Raw genomic sequence first — 20,354 nt, 5'->3', positions numbered from 1 at the left:
TGGGGCCGCAGTCAGGTGGTGATGGGCCGTTCTTCCAGCGCCAGGCGCAACGGTGCCTGTTGCGTCCTGACCTCGCGCCACCCTAGTCCCCGGTAAGGGTGTTCGGCATCCCACGGCACGGGCTGGCGCAACGGCTGCGAGGCCGGCGGTGGCAGCGGGAACATCAGCGAACGTGCGGCGTGGTGGGTGATGTGGCCGGTCTGGTGGTGGTGTTCCTGGTGGATGTGGCCGTAGAACACCGTGACGTTGCGGTACGGGTCAAGGCGCTGCAGCACCTGGGCGCCGTCGCGTGTCGCCCAGTCCCATTGCGGATAGAGGTCGAACAGCGGCCTGTGCGTGAACACGACGATCGGGGCGTCTTTCTGCAGGCGGGACAGGTCCGAGGCCAGCCAGTCGATCTGGTCCGCGCCTACGCGCCCGGCCGGGTCGGACACATTGTCGAGGACGACGAAGTGGACGCCCTGGTGGTCGAAGGTGTAATGCGTGGGACCAAAGAATTCCTTGAAGGCTTCGCCGCGATCGAGGCTGGCATCGTGCTCGCCTGGCATCAGGTAGCGGGTCTTGACCTGGAGCGTGTCGATCTGCGCTTTGACTTCACGCATGCGCCGGCGCCGCTCGTCCGGATCGTCGGTCGTGTGGGTCAGGTCGCCCGTGAAGACAATGAAATCGGGCGGGGCGGGCAGCGCATTGACCGCCGCGATGGCCTTGGGCAGGGTGCCGCGCGCATCCGGATTCGGCGGACCCTGGAAGCCCCAGTGCAGGTCGGAAAGCTGCACGAAGTAGAAATCCTTGCCCGGCGACGCAGCCCAGCCTGGCAGGGAGGACGCAAGGACGGCACCGCCCGCGGCGGCGGCCAGGCGCAGGAAATCGCGCCGGTTGGGAACGGGGTTCGTGGACATGGTTTCCTCCTCTGGAGCGCGGCACGAGGCCGGATGTCTGTCATACCGGGCGGAGCCCGTTTCTATTCCCGCGCAGCCGCCGATATGCAGATAGACCGGCGCAACGGAATAAACTGGTACGGACGCCGGTAAACACGGCGGGGCGGAGACCATCGCGCGGACTCCGCAAGGCCTGGGCAAAGGAGTGACGTGAACGCCGCTGACGAGCGCCGCCGGTTTGCCGAGCTGGTCCTGCCGCACCTGGATGCGGCCTACAACCTTGCGCGATGGCTGAGCGGCGGCGCGGCCGAGGCGGAGGACGTGGTGCAGGAGGCGCTGCTGCGCGCCTACACCTATTTCGGCAGCTACCACGGCGACCGGCCGCGGCCGTGGCTGCTGGCCATCGTGCGCAATACCTGGTTCTCCGCGTGGAACCGCGACCGGGCCGCCCGCGACGCCGCGCCCTACGAAGACGGCGTCGACGCCGCGCAGGCGTGGCCCGGCTGGCAGGACGCCGGCGAGAGCGAGCCGCTGGGCTGCCTGCTGCGAGCCGAGGATGTTCGCCTGGTGCATGAGGCGCTGGCGCGCTTGCCCGCTCCGCTGCGAGAGGTGATCGTGCTGCGCGAACTGGAGGACCTGTGCTACCGCGATATCGCGCAGGTTGCCGCCATCCCGCTTGGCACGGTCATGTCGCGGCTGGCCCGTGCACGGCATGCGCTGGCCGCCGCTGTATCGGCACTGCGCACGGAGAGGACCGGAGTGCCGGCGGCGGAACCGGCCCGGCTTGATGGCCTGGCAGGAACGGCCGGGGAGGTGGGCAATGGAATGCAATGAGGCTCGGCGGTTGCTGCATGCCGGCGCGGACGGGGAACTCGGCCCGGCCGACCTGGCGCGGCTGGACCCGCACCTGGCGTCCTGTCCCGACTGCGCCGCGGAGATTGCCCGCATCCGTGCCCTGCGCGACGCGGTGCGCGAAGGCGCCACCTATCATCGCGCTGACAGCGAACTGCGTGCCCGCCTGATGGCAAGCCTGCCGGCGCCGCCGCGGGAAGCTTCCGGTGCGAGATGGGGCAACTTCGGGGGCAACTTCGGGGGCAACCTGGGGGGCAACCTGGGCAGATGGCTGGCCTGGGGCCATCCGGCACGCCTGGGGCTGGCGCTGGCCATGGTGCTCGCCGTGGCGCTCGGCGCCGCGCAGCTGGCACGGTACCGGTACGACGCAGACGCGGTGGCCCGGGAGATGGTGGCCAGCCACGTCAGGGCGCTGCTCTCGGGGCGGCCGCTCGACGTGGCGTCGCTGGACCAGCATACGGTCAAGCCCTGGTTCAACGGCCGGCTGGACTACGCGCCGGTCGTGCGCGACCTGGCGGCGCAGGGGTTCGTGCTGGCCGGCGGCAGGCTGGACTACGTCGACGGCCGTCCGGTGGCCGTGGTGGTCTACCGGCGCAACCGGCATCCCGTCGACGTGTTCGTCTTCCCCGAGGGAGCGACCGGGCTGCCGCCGAAGGTATCGGGATCGCGGCAGGGCTACCAGCTGGAAAGCTGGGACGCCGACGGCATGCGGTTCCTGGCCATTACCGATGCCTCCGCCGAAGACCTGCGTGCGCTGCGGCGGGCCTGGCAGGCGGCCTCGCCCGCCGCGCCCCAGCGATAGCGGCGCGGCGGCCAGGCGGCGGGGGTCAGGCGGTTTGCCAGCGGCCGTCCGCTTCGACGGCCTTGCCGTCCGCGACCAGCTTGAGCAGGTGTGCCAGCAGCGAACGCTGGGCCACCGGGTACATGCGCTCCGGCACATCGTCATAGACGCGCGGCAGCAGAGCTTCGATCGGGGCCGGCCCGAGATCGCGCAGCGCGTTGACGACCTTGGCTTCGCGATGCAGGCGGTGCCGCATCAGCAGGCGGATGGCTTCCTGCGGGCGCGCGATCAGGAAGCCGTGGCCCGGCGCGAGCCATTCCAGGTCTTCTTCCTGCAGGGCGGCCAGCGAATCGATGTAGGCGCGCATATCGCCATCGGGCGGGGCGATGACGACCGTGGAACCCTGCATGACATGGTCGCCGGTGAAGAGGGTCTTCTCTTCTTCCAGCAGATAGCAAAGGTGGTTCGACGCATGGCCCGGCGTATGGATGACGCGCAGCGTGCAGTCGTCGCCAATGGCGATGCGTTCGCCATGCTGCAGATCGCGGGCGGCGGCAAAGCCGGTGTCCTGCCACTGCGTGGGCGGCGCGGCGCGGCCGAGCACGGTCGCGCCCGTGGCGGCCTGCAGCGCAGGCGCCGCGGGCGAGTGGTCCATATGCGTGTGCGTGACCACGATCCAGCGGATCGGGCCCGGCGCGGCCGCGAGCACGGCCTGCACATGGGCGGCATCATCGGGGCCGGGATCGATCACGGCCCACTCATTGCGCGCGCCGCCGCCGACCAGGTAAGTATTGGTGCCGGGGCCTGTCATGACGCTGCCGTTATTGGCGGTGACGCGCCAGACCCGCCCGGAAAGCTGCACCGGCTCACCGGGGGCCAGCTCGTAGCGCGCGTGGGCCTTGCCGTCCGGGTCGATGCGGCCGATCTCGGCATAGCTCGACTCATTGGGCATGACCGGGCGCACGCCCGCCGCGCCCTTGGCCAGCCGGGGCATGATGCAGGCGATGTCGCGCAACTGCGAGGTGCTGGCAAAGCAGTCCTGCGCCGTCTCGAAGTGGGCGATGGACTGCAGCGTGCGGCGCGTGACATGCATCATCGGCAGGCCGCTGTCCGGGTCCGCGGCTTCGCCGGGGCGGATCCAGCGATGCTCGACGATCTCCATGCCGTCGTGGATGGCGACCTGGCCGCTGGGCGCGATCGCGACGAAGAAGCGCGTGTCGAAGCGCTTGGGCAGCCCCGGCGGCGTGAGCCAGTAGCTGTGGTAGGCCAGGCGGTCCGCCGCCAGGCGCAGGCCCAGTTCCGCGCACGCATGCGCCAGCCCGGGTCCGCCGCGCTGCACCGCCTGGCGCAGGAAATCCTGCTGCCCCGCATCGAGGTGGTCCGGCGCCAGCATCTCGCCGTCGCGATGGTAGGCCAGCAGCAATCCGGCTTCTTCAAAGCATTCGCGCACGGCCGCCAGGTAGAAGTCCAGGCCGTTGGCCGGCAGGTTCAGGCGTTCGCTGGCGGCGGCGTCGTCCAGTCCCGCGGCATGGAGATGCAGGGCCTGGTCTTGCGGATCCAGCGTGCCGCCGGGAAACACGTAGGCGCCGCTGCTGCGGTCGTTGGCGCGCTCGACGCGCCGTACCAGCAGGACCTCCATGCCCTGCGGGCCATCGCGCACGACCAGCAGGCTGGCAGCGGCGCGCAACAAGGTGGACGGCTTGGCAGCCTGGATCGGGGTTGTCTCTGTCGTTGTCATTGTGTCGGCGCGCGGGCCGGGCCGCGCGGCTGGATGTGGCAGGACCGGTCTGGCGCCGGTGCTTGGGTTGGTGCGATGTTTCGTGGCATGCAGGGACATAGTGTAGCGGCGTTGGCCGGTTCGCTCCGCTCCGGGGATTTCCGCATGGCCGGCGCCGGTGCAGAGTTGTGCCTTTGGCATTTCCTTCCGGAAGACCTACTCTGATTCCTGTACTGCACTTTACGCCGCACTTCAGGAAGGGAGGATGCCCGCTTTGTCCCGAGCCTCGTACCTATGCCTGGCCTTCGCTTTGCTGCTGGCCGCATGCGAGACGCCGCCGCAGCAGGCGACCCGGCCCGCGCCACGACCGCCGGCGGAACCCAGGATCGTGCCGAAAGTCGCGGTGGACGCCTGCGAGCAGGCCGTCACCAGCAATGTGAAAAGAGGCCACCCCGAGCCCGGCAGCATTTTCCTTCTGGAAGACCGCGAGCAGGTCATCCCGCGCCCCGGCGGCATGGCCTCGGTCACGGGCGAGGGCACGTTCGAACCTGACAACAGCCAGGCCTCGATCGGATTCCGCTTCACTTGCCTCTACAACGGGCGCACGGCCCGCGTGGACGACGTGCAGTTGCGCTACTGAGGCCCCGCATGCCGGGCCTTCGGGGGGAGAATTCGGGGGAGCTGGGCTTGCGCACTGCAATTTGTTGCAGCAGGCCGACAGTTGACCGGCAAGTGCGCTTTCCCGGGCGCCGTTTGGTTCGCTTCCACTCGCAGCCCTGCTTTGGAGGAATTGACACGTTCGGGACGTGCGGACATGATTCGGACGGAATAGATGCGCCTCCGGGGTAACTTGGCACCACGCCATTCGCCGACCCCGCAAGAAGGCCGCCAGAACAAATTTGGGAATCGGGGTCATGAAACCTTCCATCCGTCAAATGGCGGGCGTCGCGGCGCTCGCCGTCCTGCTCGGCGCTTGCTCCGCCACGCATGAACCGGCCACCGCGCCGGTCGCGGCCGTGCAGCCGCCGTCGAACCAGGCCATGAAGGCGCTGTCCGCCGAGGTCTTCACCTACGCCTACCCGCTGGTGCTGATGGACGTGACGCGCGAGCTGATGAGCCTGCGCACGCCGCCCAATACCTTCAGCCACAAGCGCACCTTCCCGGACGCCAGCTTCACCGAAGTGGTCACCCCCAATGCCGACACGCTTTATTCATCGGCCTGGCTGGACCTGTCCAAAGAGCCCGTCGTGCTGTCCGTGCCCGATACGCGCGGGCGCTACTACCTGATGCCGCTGATGGACGCGTGGACCAATGTCTTCGCCTCGCCCGGCAAGCGCACCACCGGCACGCAGCGCGGCAACTTCGTCATCACCGGTCCGGGCTGGGAAGGTCCGCTGCCCAAGGGCATGAAGCAGATCAAGTCGCCCACGGCCATGGTCTGGCTGATCGGCCGCACCCAGGCCAACGGCAAGAAGGATTTCCCGGCCGTGCACCGCCTGCAGGACCAGTACCGGCTGACGCCGCTGTCCGCCTGGCAGATGGGTGTACGCGCGGCGCCGGAAAAGCCGGCGCCGCGTTCGCCGACGCTGGACACGCAGTCGCCGCCGGTCGAGCAGGTGGCGGCCATGGACGCGCAGGCCTTCTTCAGCCGGTTTGCGAGCCTGCTGCCCGCCAATCCGCCCGCCGCGGCCGATGCCGCCATGGTGGAGAAGATGCGCCGCATGGGGCTGGAGCCGGGCGTACCGTTCAAGACCACGGTGCTGGAACCCTCCACCGCGCGCGCCGTGCAGGAAGGCGCCACCGCCGCGCTGCAGGCGATCTCCGAGATGTCGCGCAAGGGCAGCGCCGATGCCGGCAATGGCTGGGTCATGCACCGCGACCTGGGCAACTACGGTGTCAACTACGGGCGCCGCGCGGTAACGGCCATGGTCGGGCTTGGCGCCAACCTGCCGGAAGACGCCATCTACGCCTCGACCCGGACCGATGCCGCTGGCAAGGCGCTGCAAGGCAGTACCAGCTACGTCCTGCACTTTGCCAAGGACCAGCTCCCGCCCGCGAGGGCCTTCTGGTCGCTGTCGCTGTATAACCAGCGCCAGGCCTTCGTCGAGAACCCGATTGGCCGCTATGCGATCGGCAGCCGCGACCACCTGCGCTACAACCGCGACGGCTCGCTCGATATCTATATCCAGCATGAGCGCCCGGAGCGCGGCAGGGTGGCCAACTGGCTGCCGGCCCCGCCGGATGCGCTCAACATGACCCTGCGCGCCTACTGGCCGGAGCAGGCGCTGCTCGACGGCACGTGGATGCCGCCGCCGGTCGAGCGCGCGAACTGAGGCCGTTGCCGGCCGTAAAAGAAAAAGGCCGCGTCCGGGGACGCGGCCTTTCTGCTTGGTCTTGCCGGAGCGACCCGGTCAGAACTTGTAGCGCACGCCGGCATAGAGCGCGCGGCCGCTGCCGGGATAGAACACCGCCGTATTGGCGGTGCGGGCATCGGTGACCGTGCTGAAGTCGCTCACGTAGCGCTTGTTGCCGAGGTTGCGCGCATCCAGGAAGACCGTCAGGCCATGCCTGAAGTCGTAGCTGGCCTGCACGCCGAACAGCACGTACGACGGCACCTTGAGGGTGTTCGCATAGTCGACGAAGGCGCCGGTCGGCACCCAGTCGATGGTGCCGGCAATGCGCAGCCCCGACGCCTGGCTGTAGGCCAGCGTGGTGCGCAGCACGTGCTCGGGTACGCCGGCAATGCGGTTGTTGCCGTACTGCGGATCGTTGTCGAAGCGGAAATCGCTGTAGTTCCACAGTTGCGACAGCGTGACCTTGTCGGCCGTGGTGGCCACGTTCTGCAGCAGGTCGGCGCTCAGGCCGAGTTCCACGCCCTGCAGCGTGGTGCGGTTGGCGTTGAAGGTGGCGGCCGGCACGTTCGGGTTGGTCGTGAACTGCAGCAGCTGGTCGCGCACCAGCGAGCGGTACAGCGTGAGATCCCACGCCAGCCGTTCGCGGCGCCCGCGCGTGCCCAGCTCCAGGGTCCAGCCGTGCTGGGCGGAAAGCGGTACGAACTGCGTGGTGGTGCCGATGGTCTGGTTCAGGTCGGTGAAGTCCGGCACATCGGCGCTGCGCGTGATGTCGGCAAAGGCCTGCACGTCCTTGACGGGCTCCCACAGCACGCCGAACTTGGGGTTCACGCCGCTGTAGGTGGTGTCGTCGGCCTTGGGCACGGGGTTGGCGGGCAGGCCGCCGAAATCCTTGTAGCGGCGCTCGTTGTAGTAGGCCTTGGCACCGGCCATCAGCGCGACGGTGGGCACCACGTAGAGGCGGTCTTCCAGGTAGGCCTCGTAGTTGTAGGCATCCTGCCTGGCGTTGAGCGTCTGGGCGCCGCGGTTGCCCGCGACGTTGACGTACTGGCGCGCGTCATTGTTGCCGCCAAAGAACCTTGCCCCGGCGATGACCACGTTGCGCAGGCCAGCGACAGTCTGCGTTCCGGTATAGCGCGGCGCGAAGCCGTAGGTCCAGTAGTCCTGGTCGACAACCTGGAAGATCGGGTGGTACAGGCTCTTGTGGATGACCCAGGTGGAAAAATCGAGCTGGCCGCTGTCGAGCTTGACCGTGGTGACGTTGGCCAGCCGCTCGGTGCGTGTGTTGCGCGCCTGGTCGCCGGCCAGCGCGCTGGCGGAGGCCTTGGTCGGGTTGTTCAGCGCATCCTGCAGCGACAGCGTGCCGGGCAGGAGCTGGTCGACCACATAGGCGCCCACATAGAAGCGCGTCTCGACCGCCGGGCTGAAGCGATAGCCGAAGTTGGCGTTGAGCTGCTCGTACTGGCCGCGCTCGTGGTCCCGGTAGCCTTTCGAATGGTCCACGCTCAGGTTGGCCAGGAAATCGAAATTGCCGATCTGGCGCGAGACCTGGCCGGCCGCGCGGATGGTGCCGAAGCTGCCGCCGTCGACGCGTACCTGGTTGGGCGACTCCGCAGTGAAGGCCGTAGGCGTGGTGAAGTTGATGGCGCCACCGAGCGTGGAGCTGCCGTACGCCAGGCCGTTGCCGCCCTTGTAGACCTCGGCCGCGTTCAGGCCGATCGGGTCGATCTGGTAGAAGTCGCCGCTGCCATCGGCGAAGTTGGTCGGCACGCCGTCCTGCAGGATTTCCAGGCCGCGCGTGTGGAAGCCGCGCGCGATGCCCGACCCCCGGATGGACAGCCGCAGCTCCTGGCCATAGCGCTCCTGCACGTAGACGCCGGGGGCGTCCTTCAGTACATCGCGCAAGTTGCTGGCGTAGGTATTCGCGTAGCTGTCGGCATCGACAAAGCCGACCGAGCCGGCCGACTGGTACAGCGATTCGCGCTGCTTCGCCACGCCCGGCACGGTCAGCGAGCCTTCGGCCCTGGCCGTGGCGGTGACGGTGGGGAGCGTGACCGGCTCCGCTCCGGTGGCAGGAGCGGTCTGCGCGATGGCAGCGCCGGTCAGTGCGGCGGCTGGCAGCACCGCCGCGTGCCGCCAGTGTCTGGCTCTTTTCATGATTTCCCTTTGCCGGCACATCGGCATCCGCAAGGAACGGACGCCGGCGCTCTGAGTGTAATTCGACAGCCGGCAAGGATACGGAGCGCGGGCCGCTGCGGCTATGTGACACAGCGCCGCACAGGCGGCGCCCGGGTCACAGCCCCGGGCCGCAGTGTTCAGGCCTCGGTGCTCAGGCTGCGCGCGAGTTGCAGGCGCAGTCCGCGCTGTGATGATGTGCCGCCGGGACCGCCTGCTGGCGCGCTACGCGCTTCCACGCCAGAACGTCCTGGCCGGCCAGGCGGCCGCGCAGCTTGCGTGCGGCCGACACCATATTGGCCAGCGCGGCCTCGGTCTCTTCCCAGCCGCGCGTCTTCAGTCCGCAGTCGGGGTTGACCCACAGGCGCTGCGGCGGCACGACCTCGCAGGCGCGATCGAGCAGCTTCTCCATGGCGTCCACCGACGGCACGCGCGGCGAGTGGATGTCATAGACGCCCGGCCCGATCTCGTTCGGGTAGTCGAAATCGCCGAAGCCTTCCAGCAACTCCATGGCCGAGCGCGAGGTCTCGATCGTGATCACGTCCGCGTCCATGGCTGCGATCGACGGCAGGATGTCGTTGAACTCGGCATAGCACATATGGGTGTGGATCTGGGTCTGGTCCGCCACCCCTGCGGCCGACAGCCGGAAGGCGGTGACCGCCCACGCCAGGTACGCATCCCAGTCGGCGCGGCGCAGCGGCAGGCCTTCGCGCAGTGCCGGCTCGTCGATCTGGATCACGCGGATGCCGGCCTGCTCCAGGTCGCACACCTCGTCGCGGATGGCCAGTGCCAGCTGGCGCGCGGTATCGGCGCGCGGCTGGTCGTCGCGCACGAAGGACCATTGCAGCATGGTGACCGGGCCGGTCAGCATGCCCTTCATCGGGCGGTCAGTCAGCGACTGGGCATAGCGCGCCGTGTCCACGGTCATCGGCTCGGGGCGGTACACGTCGCCATAGATGACGGGCGGCTTGACGCAACGCGAGCCGTAGCTCTGCACCCAGCCGTTTTCCGTGAAGGCGTAGCCGCACAACTGCTCGCCGAAGTATTCGGCCATGTCGTTGCGCTCGGCTTCGCCGTGGACCAGCACGTCCAGGCCCAGCGCCTCCTGCTTGCGCACGGCCAGTTCGATGTCGCCGCGGATGCGCTGCAGGTACTCGAGCGCGCCGATGTCGCCGCGCCTGAAGGCGGCACGGGTCTGGCGGATGGCGGTGGTCTGCGGGAACGAGCCGATCGTGGTGGTGGGCAGCAGCGGCAGTTGCAGGGCCTGGCGCTGGCGTTCGATGCGCGTGTCGAACGGGCTGGCGCGCTCGGCCATATCGGGCGTGACCGCGGCCAGGCGCTGCTGCACGCGCGGGTTGACCACGCGGCGCGACTGGCGGCGCGAAGCCTGCACGGCATCCGACGCTTCGAGTTGCGCGGCGACGGCAGTCTCGCCCTGGTTCAGCGCCGTGGCCAGCACGCGCAGCTCGCCCAGCTTTTCCGTGGCAAAGGCAAGCCAGGACTTCAGCTCGGCATCGAGGCGCACCTCGTGTTCGAGCGATACCGGCACGTGCAGCAGCGAGCACGAAGGCGCCACCCACAGGCGCTCGCCCAGTTCGGCGTGCAGCGGCCGCAGCGTATCGAGCGCACGGCGCAGGTCGCTGCGCCAGATATTGCGGCCGTCGATCACGCCGACCGAAAGCACGGCATCGGCCGGAAGCGCGTGGCGCCAGGCGTCGAGCTGGGCGGGCGCCCGCACCAGGTCGATGTGGAAGCCCTGCACCGGCAATGTGGCCGCGCGCGCGGCATGGTCGGCCGCGCTGTCGAAATAGGTGGCGAGCAGCAGCTTCACGCCGGACCGGGCCAGCGCGGCGTAGGCCTGGTCGTAGGCGTTCAGCCAGTCGGCATCGAGATCCAGGCTCAGCGCCGGCTCGTCGATCTGCACCCACTCGATGCCACGGGCCTTCAGGCGTGCAAGGATGCGCTGGTAGGCCTGTGCCAGCTGCGGCAGCAGCGACAGCTTGTCGAACCCGGCCTCGTGCGTCTTGGACAGCCACAAGTAGGTGACCGGCCCGATCAGCACCGGGCGGGCCTTCAGGCCAAGCGCCAGCGCTTCTTCAATTTCCTCGAAGAACCAGTCGGGACCACCATCGAAGCGGGTGGCCGGGTCCAGTTCCGGCACCAGGTAGTGATAGTTCGTATCGAACCACTTGGTCATTTCCATGGCCGGCTGCTCGCGGTTGCCGCGCGCCAGTTCGAAGTACTGGGCCAGCGTCAGGCCGGCTGGGTCGAAGCCGAAGCGGCGCGGCAGCGCGCCGAGCAGGGCCGTCAGGCTCAGCATCTGGTCGTAATACGCAAAGTCGCCGGTGGCGACCGAGTCCAGGCCGCTGTCAGCCTGCAGTTGCCAGTGGCGGCGGCGCAGGCCGGCAGCCACGGTGCGCAGGTCCGCTTCCGTGCTTTCGCCGCGCCAGAAGGACTCCTGCGCGAATTTCAGTTCACGGCGCGCGCCGATGCGCGGAAAGCCGAGGATATGTGTGCGTGCCATGACGATGCTCCCAAAGGTCTTGTCTGGCGCACAGTGTCGGTTTCACCGTAGAATGAATCAAGCGACATGTTTTAAACAAAGTATGAATATATTTCATATCAATCGGATGCAAGACGCCATCAAGGGGGACCCGGCGTGATCGAGGTCAGGCATTTCCGCTCGCTGGTGGCGATCGCGGAATCCGGCAAGCTGGCCACGGCGGCCGAACGCGTGCACGTGAGCCAGTCGGCGCTGTCCCACCAGATCAAGGCGATCGAGGCGCACTATGGCCTGCCGCTGTTCGATCGCACGCGCCAGGGGCTGCGCTTCACGCCGGCCGGCGAACGCCTGCTGGCGCTGGCGCGCGAGGTGCTGGCCGCCGTGAGCGCGGCCGATCGCGATGTCGAACGGCTCAAGGGCGACACACGCGGCGAGTTGCGCGTCGTGCTGGAGTGCCACACCTGCTTTGACTGGCTGATGCCGGTGATGGACGAGTTCCGCCGGCGCTGGCCGGAAGTGGAAGTCGACCTCGTCGCGGGCTTTCACGCGGATCCGATCGCCTTGCTTGGCGAAGGGCGTGCCGACATGGTGATCGGCTCCATGCCGGCTACGCGACGCGGGTTGGAAGTTGCGCCACTGTTCCGCTTCGAGATCCTGGCCGTACTGGCCAACGAGCACCGGCTGCGCAACAAGCGGCGCATCGAGGCGGCGGATCTGGCGGGGGAAACGCTGATCACATACCCGGTGCCCGAGCAGCGTATCGACCTGATCCGTGAAGTGCTGGAACCTGCGGGAATCCGCCTGCAGCGGCGCACCGCCGAGCTGACCGTGGCCGTGCTGCAACTGGTCGCCAGCCGCCGCGGCGTGGCGGCACTGCCGAACTGGGGCGTGAAGAACTACGTCGACCACGACTATGTGCTGGCCAAGCGCATCGGCGCGAAAGGGCTCTGGAGCGAGTTGTACGCCACGGTCCCGGCCGCCATTTCGCAGCGGCCCTATGTGGCGGACTTCGTGTCGATCGTGCGGGATATCTGCGCGGCCCAGCTGGACGGCATCGAACTGCTGCCGCCCGGCTGAACCGGCAAGTCAGGCGTGCAGGGCGAGTTCGGGCTCGGCCGCGGCAGGGACGCCAGGCCGGCCGTCAGCGGCAGGTTCGTCCTCCCCGAAATCGGCCATCAGGATTTCCACGTCCATGCCGTTGCCCAGGCGCCTGACGAAGAGGTGCAGCCGATCAGCATCGGCCGCGGTCAGCGTGGCGTTCACCAGATGGCGTGCGGAGGCATCGAAGCGCAACTGCTGCAGGGCCAGGCCGGTGCGGCGCGCATTGGCCAGTACCCATTCCATGGCGCCGAGCAGATCATCGTCGGTCAGGCGGAAATCGAGTCGCAAGGTGGGATCGGCGGTGGCTGGCATGTGGCGTGGGAAGCAAGTGTATCGGTCAGGTAAATTTACCAGCGCACCGGGAAAATTGGCTTCTGAATTACCTGCCAAATGTGGACGATGGAAGAAGAATCATCTCCATGGATTAGAATATGCAAAAGATGATTCCTTTTCGTGGAGATATCCCATGGCAACCGTCCCCAAGCTCGACGACATCGACCGCCGCATCCTGCGTGAGTTGCGGCGCGATGGCCGGTTGTCGAATGCCAGGCTTGCGGAGCAGGTGGGCTTGTCTGCCACGCCGTGTTGGAACCGCGTGCGCGCGCTGGAAGAAAGCGGCGTGATCGAAGGCTATGCGGCGCTGCTTAACCAGAAGGCGCTGGGCCTGCCGGATACGGTGCTGATCGAGGTCACGCTGGACCGCCACGACGACGACATGCTCGACCGCTTCGGCGAGGCCCTGGCCGAATTGCCGGAAGTGCTGGAGGCCCACCTGCTGACCGGCGAGTATGACTACCTGATCAAGGTCGCGGTGGCCGGCACCGAAGGCTACGAGGAATTCCTGCGGCACAAGCTTTACAAGCTGCCGGGCCTGCGCCACAGTCACTCCACCTTCGTGCTTCGCACCCTGAAAAGAGAGCCCTCCGTCGCGCCCTAGACCGGCTTCATCCCGCTTGCACGAGGCCGTTGCAAGCTTCTGAACAAGCTGTTCAAAGCGCCTGCCGGCGCCGTCGGCAAGCGTCAAGATACAATTCCGCTCATAATGTCGAGCGGCGCCGGCCCCGCCGGCCCCCCTGATTTCCTTGAATACCGGTATGAACGACACAGAAATTACGCTGATCGATTCGGCGCGCCTGCCCACCCGATTCGGCGAATTTACGGCACACGCCTTCAAGGGCGTGGATTCGGGCATCGAGCACCTTGCCCTCAGCGTGGGGGACATCACGGGCGATGATGTGCTGATCCGCATGCATTCGGAGTGCCTGACCGGTGACGTATTCGGTTCCTGCCGCTGCGACTGCGGTCCGCAGCTGGAACTGGCGATGGAGAAGATCGCCGCCGAGGGACGCGGGATCCTGCTGTACCTGCGTGGCCACGAGGGCCGCGGTATTGGCCTGGCCGAAAAGATCCGCGCCTACGCCCTGCAGGACACCGGCCTCGATACGGTCGACGCCAACCTGGCACTCGGCCAGGCCATCGACGCCCGCAACTACGCGTTTGCCGCAGACCTGCTGCATCAGTGGGGCGTGAAGTCCGTGCGCCTGATGAGCAACAACCCGCTCAAGGCCGCCGCGCTCGAGAAGGCCGGCATCGTGGTGAAGGAGCAGTTGCGGCACATCGTGCCGTCCAATGCCGAGAATGAGAAATACCTGGCGACCAAGCGGTCACGGATGGGGCATTTGCTGGATTAGGCCAACGTGGCCGGCGCACTCCGGTCGTCGTGAGCTGGTCGTATGCGCCCCTGGGCATGGCCTAGGGGCGTTGTCATTCATGGCGCTGAAATGCAGAACCTCGAAGGGGCGGAGCTCAGGGTCGCGCTGTTGGTCGCGTGTGCCGTGACGCACCGTTCGCCAGCGTGCGTACATCCCGTGCCGAACCTTCCCACTTCAACGGATTTGTGTCCGGGCTGATACACTGTACGGATATACAGTTCCACCCGCCCGTGCGGCCGGGTGTCCTGCCTTGGGAGCCCGGGCCTGGCGAACGGTCATCGCACATGTGCTAAGGTAGTTCTTTGCGCTGCCATGATCTCGTAAAGGTGGCATAACCATCTGATTCAAAAGAGAAAACACGTGTCGAGCAAGCAGCTGATCCGTATCCGGGGCGCCCGCCAGCACAACCTCAAGAATGTCGACCTCGATCTCCGCCCCGGCGAGATGACGGTGGTAACTGGCCCGTCCGGGTCGGGCAAGTCCAGCCTGGTGTTCGACACACTCTATGCCGAGGGCCAGCGGCGCTACGTGGAAACCTTCAGCGCCTACGCGCGCCAGTTCCTCGACCGGATGGACCGGCCGCAGGTGGAACGCGTGGATGGTGTGCCGCCGGCCATTGCGATCGACCAGACCAACCCGGTGCGCAGTTCGCGCTCGACGGTCGGCACCATGACCGAGCTGAACGACCACCTGAAGCTGCTCTATGCGCGCGCCGCGGAACTGTTCGACCGGCAGACCGCGCAGCCCGTGCGGCACGACTCGCCGGAAACGATCTACGCGGATTTGCTCGCGCGCACGGCCGAAGGCCAGCCGCATCGCGATGCGCGGCTGGTGGTGACGTTCCCGGTCGAGCTGCCCGAGTCGGCCACCGAAGAGGAAGTCCAGCAATGGCTGTCGGTCAGCGGCTACACCCGCGTGCAGGCGCAGCGCGTGGTCGAATCGTCGACCGGGACGCGCAAGGTGCTGGACGTGGTGGCGGATCGCTTCCGTGCCGGGTCGGTCGAAAAGGCCCGCGCGGTGGAGGCGATCGAAGCCTCGTTGCGGCGCGGCGGTGGTCGCGTCAACGTCTATGTCCTGGCCGATGAAGGCGAGGGCCCGGTCTGGCGCTTTTCCACGGGCCTGCACAGCCCCGACAGCGACCTGCGCTACGCCGACCCGCAGCCGGCGCTGTTCTCGTTCAACTCCGCCTATGGTGCCTGCGAGACCTGTCGCGGGTTTGGCCGCGTGATCGGCGTGGACCTCGGGCTGGTCATTCCGGACGTGCGCAAGACCCTGCGCCAGGGCGCCATCAAGCCGATGCAGACGCCGGCCTGGAAAGAATGCCAGGACGACCTGATGCGCTACGCGGGCAAGGCCGACATCCCGCGCGACACGCCGTGGGCGGATCTGACCGATGCCCAGCGCCACTGGGTCGTCCACGGTTCGCCCGACTGGAATGGCCAGTGGAACAAGCAGTGGTACGGCGTGATGCGCTTCTTCAGCTATCTGGAGTCCAAGGCGTACAAGATGCATATCCGCGTGCTGCTGTCCAAGTACCGCAGCTACACGCCATGCGAAACCTGCGGCGGCGCGCGCCTGAAGACCGAATCGCTGCTGTGGCGCCTGGGCTCGAAGGACAACGCCGACACCGTGCTCGCGCCACCACGGCGCTTCCTGCCGCGCGGCGTGGACTGGGACCGCACGCAGCTCGAGGCACTGCCCGGCCTCACCGTGCATGACCTGATGCTGATGCCGATCGCGCGCATCCGCCGGTTCTTCGATGACCTGACGCTGCCGAGCAGCATGCTCGACGATGCGCTCAAGCTCCTGCTGGCGGAAGTCCGCACGCGGCTCAAGTACCTGTGCGACGTGGGCCTGGGCTACCTGACACTGGACCGCCAGAGCCGCACGCTCTCGGGCGGCGAAGTCCAGCGCATCAACCTGACCACGGCGCTTGGCACGTCGCTGGTCAATACGCTGTTCGTGCTGGACGAGCCGAGCATCGGCCTGCACCCGCGCGACCTGAACCGCATTGTCGAGGCCATGCACCGCCTGCGCGACGCCGGCAACACGCTGGTGGTGGTCGAACACGATCCGTCCGTGATGCTGGCCGCCGACCGCCTGATCGACATGGGCCCCGGGCCGGGCGAGCGCGGGGGCACCATCATCTTCGACGGCACGCCCAAGGACATCCGCGGCGCAGCGACGCTCACCGGCGACTACCTGGGTGGCCGCAAGCGCGTGGCGGACGCCTCGCACTGGCAACGCCGCCTGGTGGACGCTGCCGTGCCGCGCATCGTGCTGGAAGGCGCGACCGAGCACAACCTGCAGGACGTGACGGTGGACATCCCGCTGCAGCGGCTGGTGTGCGTGACGGGCGTATCCGGCTCGGGCAAGTCCACGCTGCTGCAGGACGTGCTGTACCCGGCCATGGCGCGCCATTTCGGCAAGGCCACGGAAGCGCCGGGCACGCACCGCGCGCTGCGTGGCGCGGACCTCGTCGATGACGTGGTGTTCGTCGACCAGTCGCCGATCGGCAAGACCGCGCGCTCCAACCCGGCCAGCTACGTGGGCGCGTTCGACGAGATCCGCAAGATCTTCGCCAGGGCGCCCATGGCCGTGCAGCGCAGCTATACGGCAGGGACCTTCAGCTTCAATTCCGGCGACGGGCGCTGCCCGACTTGCGGCGGTTCCGGCTTCGAGCACGTCGAGATGCAGTTCCTCAGCGACGTCTACCTGCGCTGCCCGGATTGCGACGGCAGCCGCTACCGTCCCGAAGTGCTGGAGGTGAAGATCGAGCGCACAGTGCCGGGCCAGCCCGCGCGCGCGCTGAGCGTGGCCGACGTGCTGGAACTCACCGTGTCGGAAGCCGCCACCTGCTTTACCGGCGACGCGGCGGTGCTGCGCGTGCTGCAACCCATCATCGATGTCGGCCTGGAGTACGTGAAGCTCGGCCAGCCCGTGCCGACCCTGTCCGGCGGCGAGGCGCAGCGCCTCAAGCTGGCAGGCTTCCTGGCCGAAGCCGCGCAGGCGGCGCAGCCCAAGGGGCGGGTGATCCGGCCGGACACGTCGCCCAGGCGCCTGTTCATGTTCGACGAGCCCACCACGGGCCTGCATTTCGACGACATCGCCAAGCTGATGCGCGCGTTCGGCAAGCTGCTGGACGGCGGCCATTCGCTGGTGGTGATCGAGCACAACCTCGACGTGGTCCGCGCCGCCGACTGGCTGATCGACCTCGGCCCGGAAGGCGGCGATGCCGGCGGCCGCGTGGTCTGCACCGGCACGCCCGACGACGTGAAGGGTTGCGCCGAATCCCACACCGGCCAGGCGCTGATCCACTACGACGCCGCGCTTGGCGAAGCCGGGACGCTGACGGCAGAGCGTGCCCGAGGTGACGACAGCGATGGCGTGCCGCTGCAGGCCGCGCTGCAGGCCCGGCGCGCGCGCCGCGCGATCGAGGGCGAGGACGTGGTGCGCATCGTCAACGCGCACGAACACAACCTGAAAGCGCTCAGCGTCGACATTCCGCACGGCAAGTTCAATGTAGTGACGGGCGTGTCCGGTTCGGGCAAGTCGACGCTCGCGTTCGACATCCTGTTCCACGAAGGACAACGCCGTTACCTGGAGTCGCTCAACGCCTATGCGCGTTCGATCGTGCAGCCGGCGGGCCGGCCGGAGGTGGATGCGGTCTACGGCATTCCGCCGACCGTGGCGATCGAGCAGCGCCTGTCGCGCGGCGGCCGCAAGAGCACGGTCGCGACCACATCGGAAGTCTGGCACTTCCTGCGCCTGCTGTACGTCAAGCTCGGCATCCAGCACTGCGTGCATGACGGCGCGCCGGTGACGTCGCAAAGCCCGGATTCCATCGCCGCGCAGCTCCTGCGCGACCATCGCGGCGAGCATGTCGGCTTGCTTGCGCCGCTGGTGGTGAACCGCAAGGGCGTCTATACCGATCTGGCCAAATGGGCCAAGGCGCGCGGCAACACGCACCTGCGCGTGGACGGCGAGTTCCTGCCGGTCGATCCGTGGCCGCGGCTGGACCGCTTCCGCGAGCACACCATCGAGTTGCCCGTGGGCGACCTGGTGATTTCGCCCGATAACGAAGGGCAGTTGCGCGCCTTGCTGGCGCAGGCGCTGGAGGCGGGCAAGGGCGTGATGCACCTGCTGGCGCCGCTGGACGGCCTGCACGATGCCATGCACAACGGCGACGGCACCGCGCATGTGGGCGAGGTCAAGGTGTTTTCCACCAAGCGCGCCTGCCCGGTCTGCGGCACCAGCTATCCCGAGCTGGATCCGCGCATGTTCTCGTACAACAGCAAGCATGGCTGGTGCACCACCTGCGTGGGCACGGGCCTGACGCTGACGCGCGAGCAGCGCGCGGTGTTCGACGACACCGTGCTGGCCGGCGATGACCGCGGCCGCGAGCAGAGCCTGCCGTCCGAGGAGCAGGAGCCGGAAGGCGTGGGCGATACCCCGTGTCCGGACTGCCACGGCACGCGCCTGAACCTGGTCGCGCGCGCCGTGACGTTCGACGAGAACGCGATTGTCGAGGTGGCGCGGTGGACGGTGTCGGACACGCGCCGCTGGGTCGACGGGCTGCATCTCACCGGACGCGACGCCGACATTGCGCGCGATGTCATCAGCGAGATCGGCAGCCGCCTGCAGTTCCTGGAGGAAGTCGGTCTCGGCTACCTGAGCCTGGACCGTGCCGCGCCGAGCCTGTCGGGCGGCGAAGCGCAGCGCATCCGCCTGGCGGCGCAGCTCGGCAGCAACCTGCAGGGCGTGTGCTACGTGCTGGATGAACCGACCATCGGCCTGCACCCGCGCGACAACAAGATCCTGCTCGATGCCTTGCGCAAGCTCGGCGACAAGGGCAACACGCTGGTGGTGGTGGAGCACGACGAAGACACCATCCGCCGCGCCGACCACATCATCGATATCGGCCCTGGCGCCGGCAAGCGCGGCGGCACGCTGGTGGCGCAGGGCGGTGTGGCGGACCTGGCCGCGGCCGCGGATTCCACCACCGGGCAATTCCTGGCCCGGCCCATTGTCCATCCGCTGCAGGCCAGGCGCACGGTCAGTCCCGGCGCCGCCGGCAAGCCGGCCGATCCGCCCGAATGGCTCACCGTCCACGGGGCCTCGCTGCACAACCTGCGCGATGTCACGGCGCGCATTCCGCTGGCGCGCCTGGTCGCGATCACGGGCGTTAGCGGTTCGGGCAAGTCCACGCTCGCGCGTGATGTGCTGATGACCAACCTGCTTGATGCGGTGGGACGCTCGGTGATGTCTTCGCCGGCCACGCGCCGCGCGCGCAATGCCGCGCAGCAGGAGGCCACCGCGAGGGGAGCCCGGGCCGAGAAGAAGGCGCTGAAGGTCGAACACGACTGGTACGGCTGCGACGCCATCACGGGTTGGGAATCGATCGATCGCGTGCTGGAGGTGGACCAGACACCCATCGGCAAGACGCCGCGCTCGTGTCCGGCCACGTATATCGGCCTGTGGGACACCATTCGCCGCCTGTTCGCCGACACGCTCGAAGCGCGTGCGCGCGGCTACACCGCGTCGCGCTTCTCGTTCAATACCGGCGACGGCCGTTGCCCGGCCTGCGAAGGGCAGGGCGTGCGCACCATCGGCATGAGCTTCCTGCCGGACGTGAAGGTGCCGTGCGATGTCTGCCATGGCCAGCGCTTCAACCCCGAGACCCTGGCCGTGACCTGGCGCGGCAAGAACATCGGCGAAGTGCTGACGATGGAGATCGACGAGGCGGTGGAGTTCTTCTCCGCGATGTCGAATATTGCGCATCCGCTGCAGCTCATGAAGGACGTGGGCCTGGGCTACCTGACGCTCGGCCAGCCCTCGCCCACGCTGTCGGGCGGCGAAGCGCAGCGCATCAAGCTGGTCACGGAACTGAGCAAGGTGCGCGATGACATCACGCGGCGCGGGCAGAAGGCGCCGCACACGCTGTACGTGCTGGACGAGCCGACTGTTGGCCTGCACATGGCCGACGTGGCCCGGCTAATTCGCGTGCTGCACCGGCTCACCGACGGCGGCCACAGCGTGGTGGTGATCGAGCACGACCTTGACGTGATCGCCGAGGCCGACTGGATCATCGATCTGGGCCCGGAAGGCGGCGCGGGTGGCGGCGCCATTGTCGGCGCAACCGATCCGGAGGCGCTGTCGCGCATGCCGGCCAGCCACACGGGCGCGGCGCTGGTGCCGGTGCTGGCGCGAACCGTCGAGCCGGCACGCGCAAGCGTCGGCTGACTGGCGCGGCTTCCATGGCGCGACGGGGCCACTCGGGCGGC

13 protein-coding genes are annotated in these 20,354 nt (G+C 68.0%); 8 read left to right on the top strand and 5 right to left on the bottom strand.

Annotated features, from left to right (window positions below; all coding sequences use genetic code 11):
- Window positions 1–11 precede the first annotated feature (11 nt).
- On the bottom strand, window positions 12–899 hold the full coding sequence (locus tag KHO22_RS17600; protein ID WP_211948446.1) for a metallophosphoesterase family protein: 888 nt from the start codon (window positions 897–899) through the stop codon (window positions 12–14).
- A gap of 189 nt (window positions 900–1,088) precedes the next feature.
- Here KHO22_RS17600 and KHO22_RS17595 point away from each other — a divergent pair, with 189 nt between their 5' ends.
- Window positions 1,089–1,712, top strand: a complete 624-nt coding sequence (locus KHO22_RS17595) for an RNA polymerase sigma factor (RefSeq protein WP_211948445.1) — start codon at window positions 1,089–1,091, stop codon at window positions 1,710–1,712.
- Window positions 1,699–2,532, top strand: a complete 834-nt coding sequence (locus KHO22_RS17590; protein ID WP_211948444.1) for an anti-sigma factor — start codon at window positions 1,699–1,701, stop codon at window positions 2,530–2,532. The genes KHO22_RS17595 and KHO22_RS17590 overlap by 14 nt, the downstream gene beginning before the upstream one ends.
- Window positions 2,533–2,557: 25 nt before the next feature.
- Here the strand turns inward: KHO22_RS17590 and KHO22_RS17585 are convergent, their stop codons facing one another.
- The gene (locus KHO22_RS17585) at window positions 2,558–4,249 is read right to left on the bottom strand and encodes an MBL fold metallo-hydrolase (RefSeq protein ID WP_211948443.1); all 1,692 of its coding nucleotides are present in this window, start codon (window positions 4,247–4,249) and stop codon (window positions 2,558–2,560) included.
- Window positions 4,250–4,493: 244 nt separating this feature from the next.
- Here KHO22_RS17585 and KHO22_RS17580 point away from each other — a divergent pair, with 244 nt between their 5' ends.
- Together KHO22_RS17580 and KHO22_RS17575 are read left to right on the top strand one after the other, a co-directional pair.
- Complete coding sequence (locus tag KHO22_RS17580; protein ID WP_230426913.1) at window positions 4,494–4,868, top strand: short-chain fatty acid transporter; 375 nt, start codon at window positions 4,494–4,496, stop codon at window positions 4,866–4,868.
- Between the two features lie 274 nt (window positions 4,869–5,142).
- Window positions 5,143–6,561: a DUF1254 domain-containing protein gene (locus KHO22_RS17575; RefSeq protein ID WP_211948442.1), complete on the top strand. Its 1,419-nt coding sequence runs from the start codon at window positions 5,143–5,145 to the stop codon at window positions 6,559–6,561.
- Between the two features lie 78 nt (window positions 6,562–6,639).
- Here the strand turns inward: KHO22_RS17575 and KHO22_RS17570 are convergent, their stop codons facing one another.
- Together KHO22_RS17570 and metE are read right to left on the bottom strand one after the other, a co-directional pair.
- Window positions 6,640–8,736 carry a TonB-dependent receptor family protein gene (locus KHO22_RS17570; RefSeq protein ID WP_211948441.1) on the bottom strand — a complete coding sequence of 699 codons (2,097 nt, stop codon included), beginning with the start codon at window positions 8,734–8,736 and terminating at the stop codon, window positions 6,640–6,642.
- Between the two features lie 172 nt (window positions 8,737–8,908).
- Window positions 8,909–11,278, bottom strand: coding sequence for a 5-methyltetrahydropteroyltriglutamate--homocysteine S-methyltransferase (gene metE, locus KHO22_RS17565; protein ID WP_211948440.1), 2,370 nt, complete (start codon window positions 11,276–11,278; stop codon window positions 8,909–8,911).
- Window positions 11,279–11,413: 135 nt separating this feature from the next.
- On the opposite strand from metE, the gene KHO22_RS17560 reads away from it, so the two are divergent.
- Window positions 11,414–12,334 carry a LysR family transcriptional regulator gene (locus KHO22_RS17560; RefSeq protein WP_211948439.1) on the top strand — a complete coding sequence of 307 codons (921 nt, stop codon included), beginning with the start codon at window positions 11,414–11,416 and terminating at the stop codon, window positions 12,332–12,334.
- Between the two features lie 9 nt (window positions 12,335–12,343).
- Here KHO22_RS17560 and KHO22_RS17555 read toward each other — a convergent pair whose 3' ends face one another.
- Window positions 12,344–12,670 carry an AsnC family transcriptional regulator gene (locus KHO22_RS17555; RefSeq protein WP_211948438.1) on the bottom strand — a complete coding sequence of 109 codons (327 nt, stop codon included), beginning with the start codon at window positions 12,668–12,670 and terminating at the stop codon, window positions 12,344–12,346.
- A 154-nt stretch (window positions 12,671–12,824) separates the two neighbouring features.
- Here KHO22_RS17555 and KHO22_RS17550 point away from each other — a divergent pair, with 154 nt between their 5' ends.
- The 3 genes from KHO22_RS17550 (at window position 12,825) to uvrA (ending at window position 20,313) form a co-directional block, all read left to right on the top strand.
- Window positions 12,825–13,295 (top strand): Lrp/AsnC family transcriptional regulator, encoded by a 471-nt coding sequence (locus KHO22_RS17550; RefSeq protein WP_211948437.1) that lies wholly within the window; start codon window positions 12,825–12,827, stop codon window positions 13,293–13,295.
- A gap of 157 nt (window positions 13,296–13,452) precedes the next feature.
- Entirely contained in the window at window positions 13,453–14,049 is a 597-nt protein-coding gene (gene ribA, locus KHO22_RS17545; protein ID WP_211948436.1) for a GTP cyclohydrolase II, read from the top strand.
- Window positions 14,050–14,430: 381 nt separating this feature from the next.
- On the top strand, window positions 14,431–20,313 hold the full coding sequence (uvrA, locus tag KHO22_RS17540) for an excinuclease ABC subunit UvrA (protein WP_211948435.1): 5,883 nt from the start codon (window positions 14,431–14,433) through the stop codon (window positions 20,311–20,313).
- Window positions 20,314–20,354: the final 41 nt, after the last annotated feature.

This window comes from Cupriavidus yeoncheonensis (genome assembly GCF_905397275.1).
In the GTDB taxonomy this organism is placed as follows: Bacteria; Pseudomonadota; Gammaproteobacteria; order Burkholderiales; family Burkholderiaceae; genus Cupriavidus; species Cupriavidus yeoncheonensis.
The sequence above is the reverse complement of the archived record's forward strand: the minus strand, read 5'-3'. Positions and strand labels throughout refer to the sequence as shown.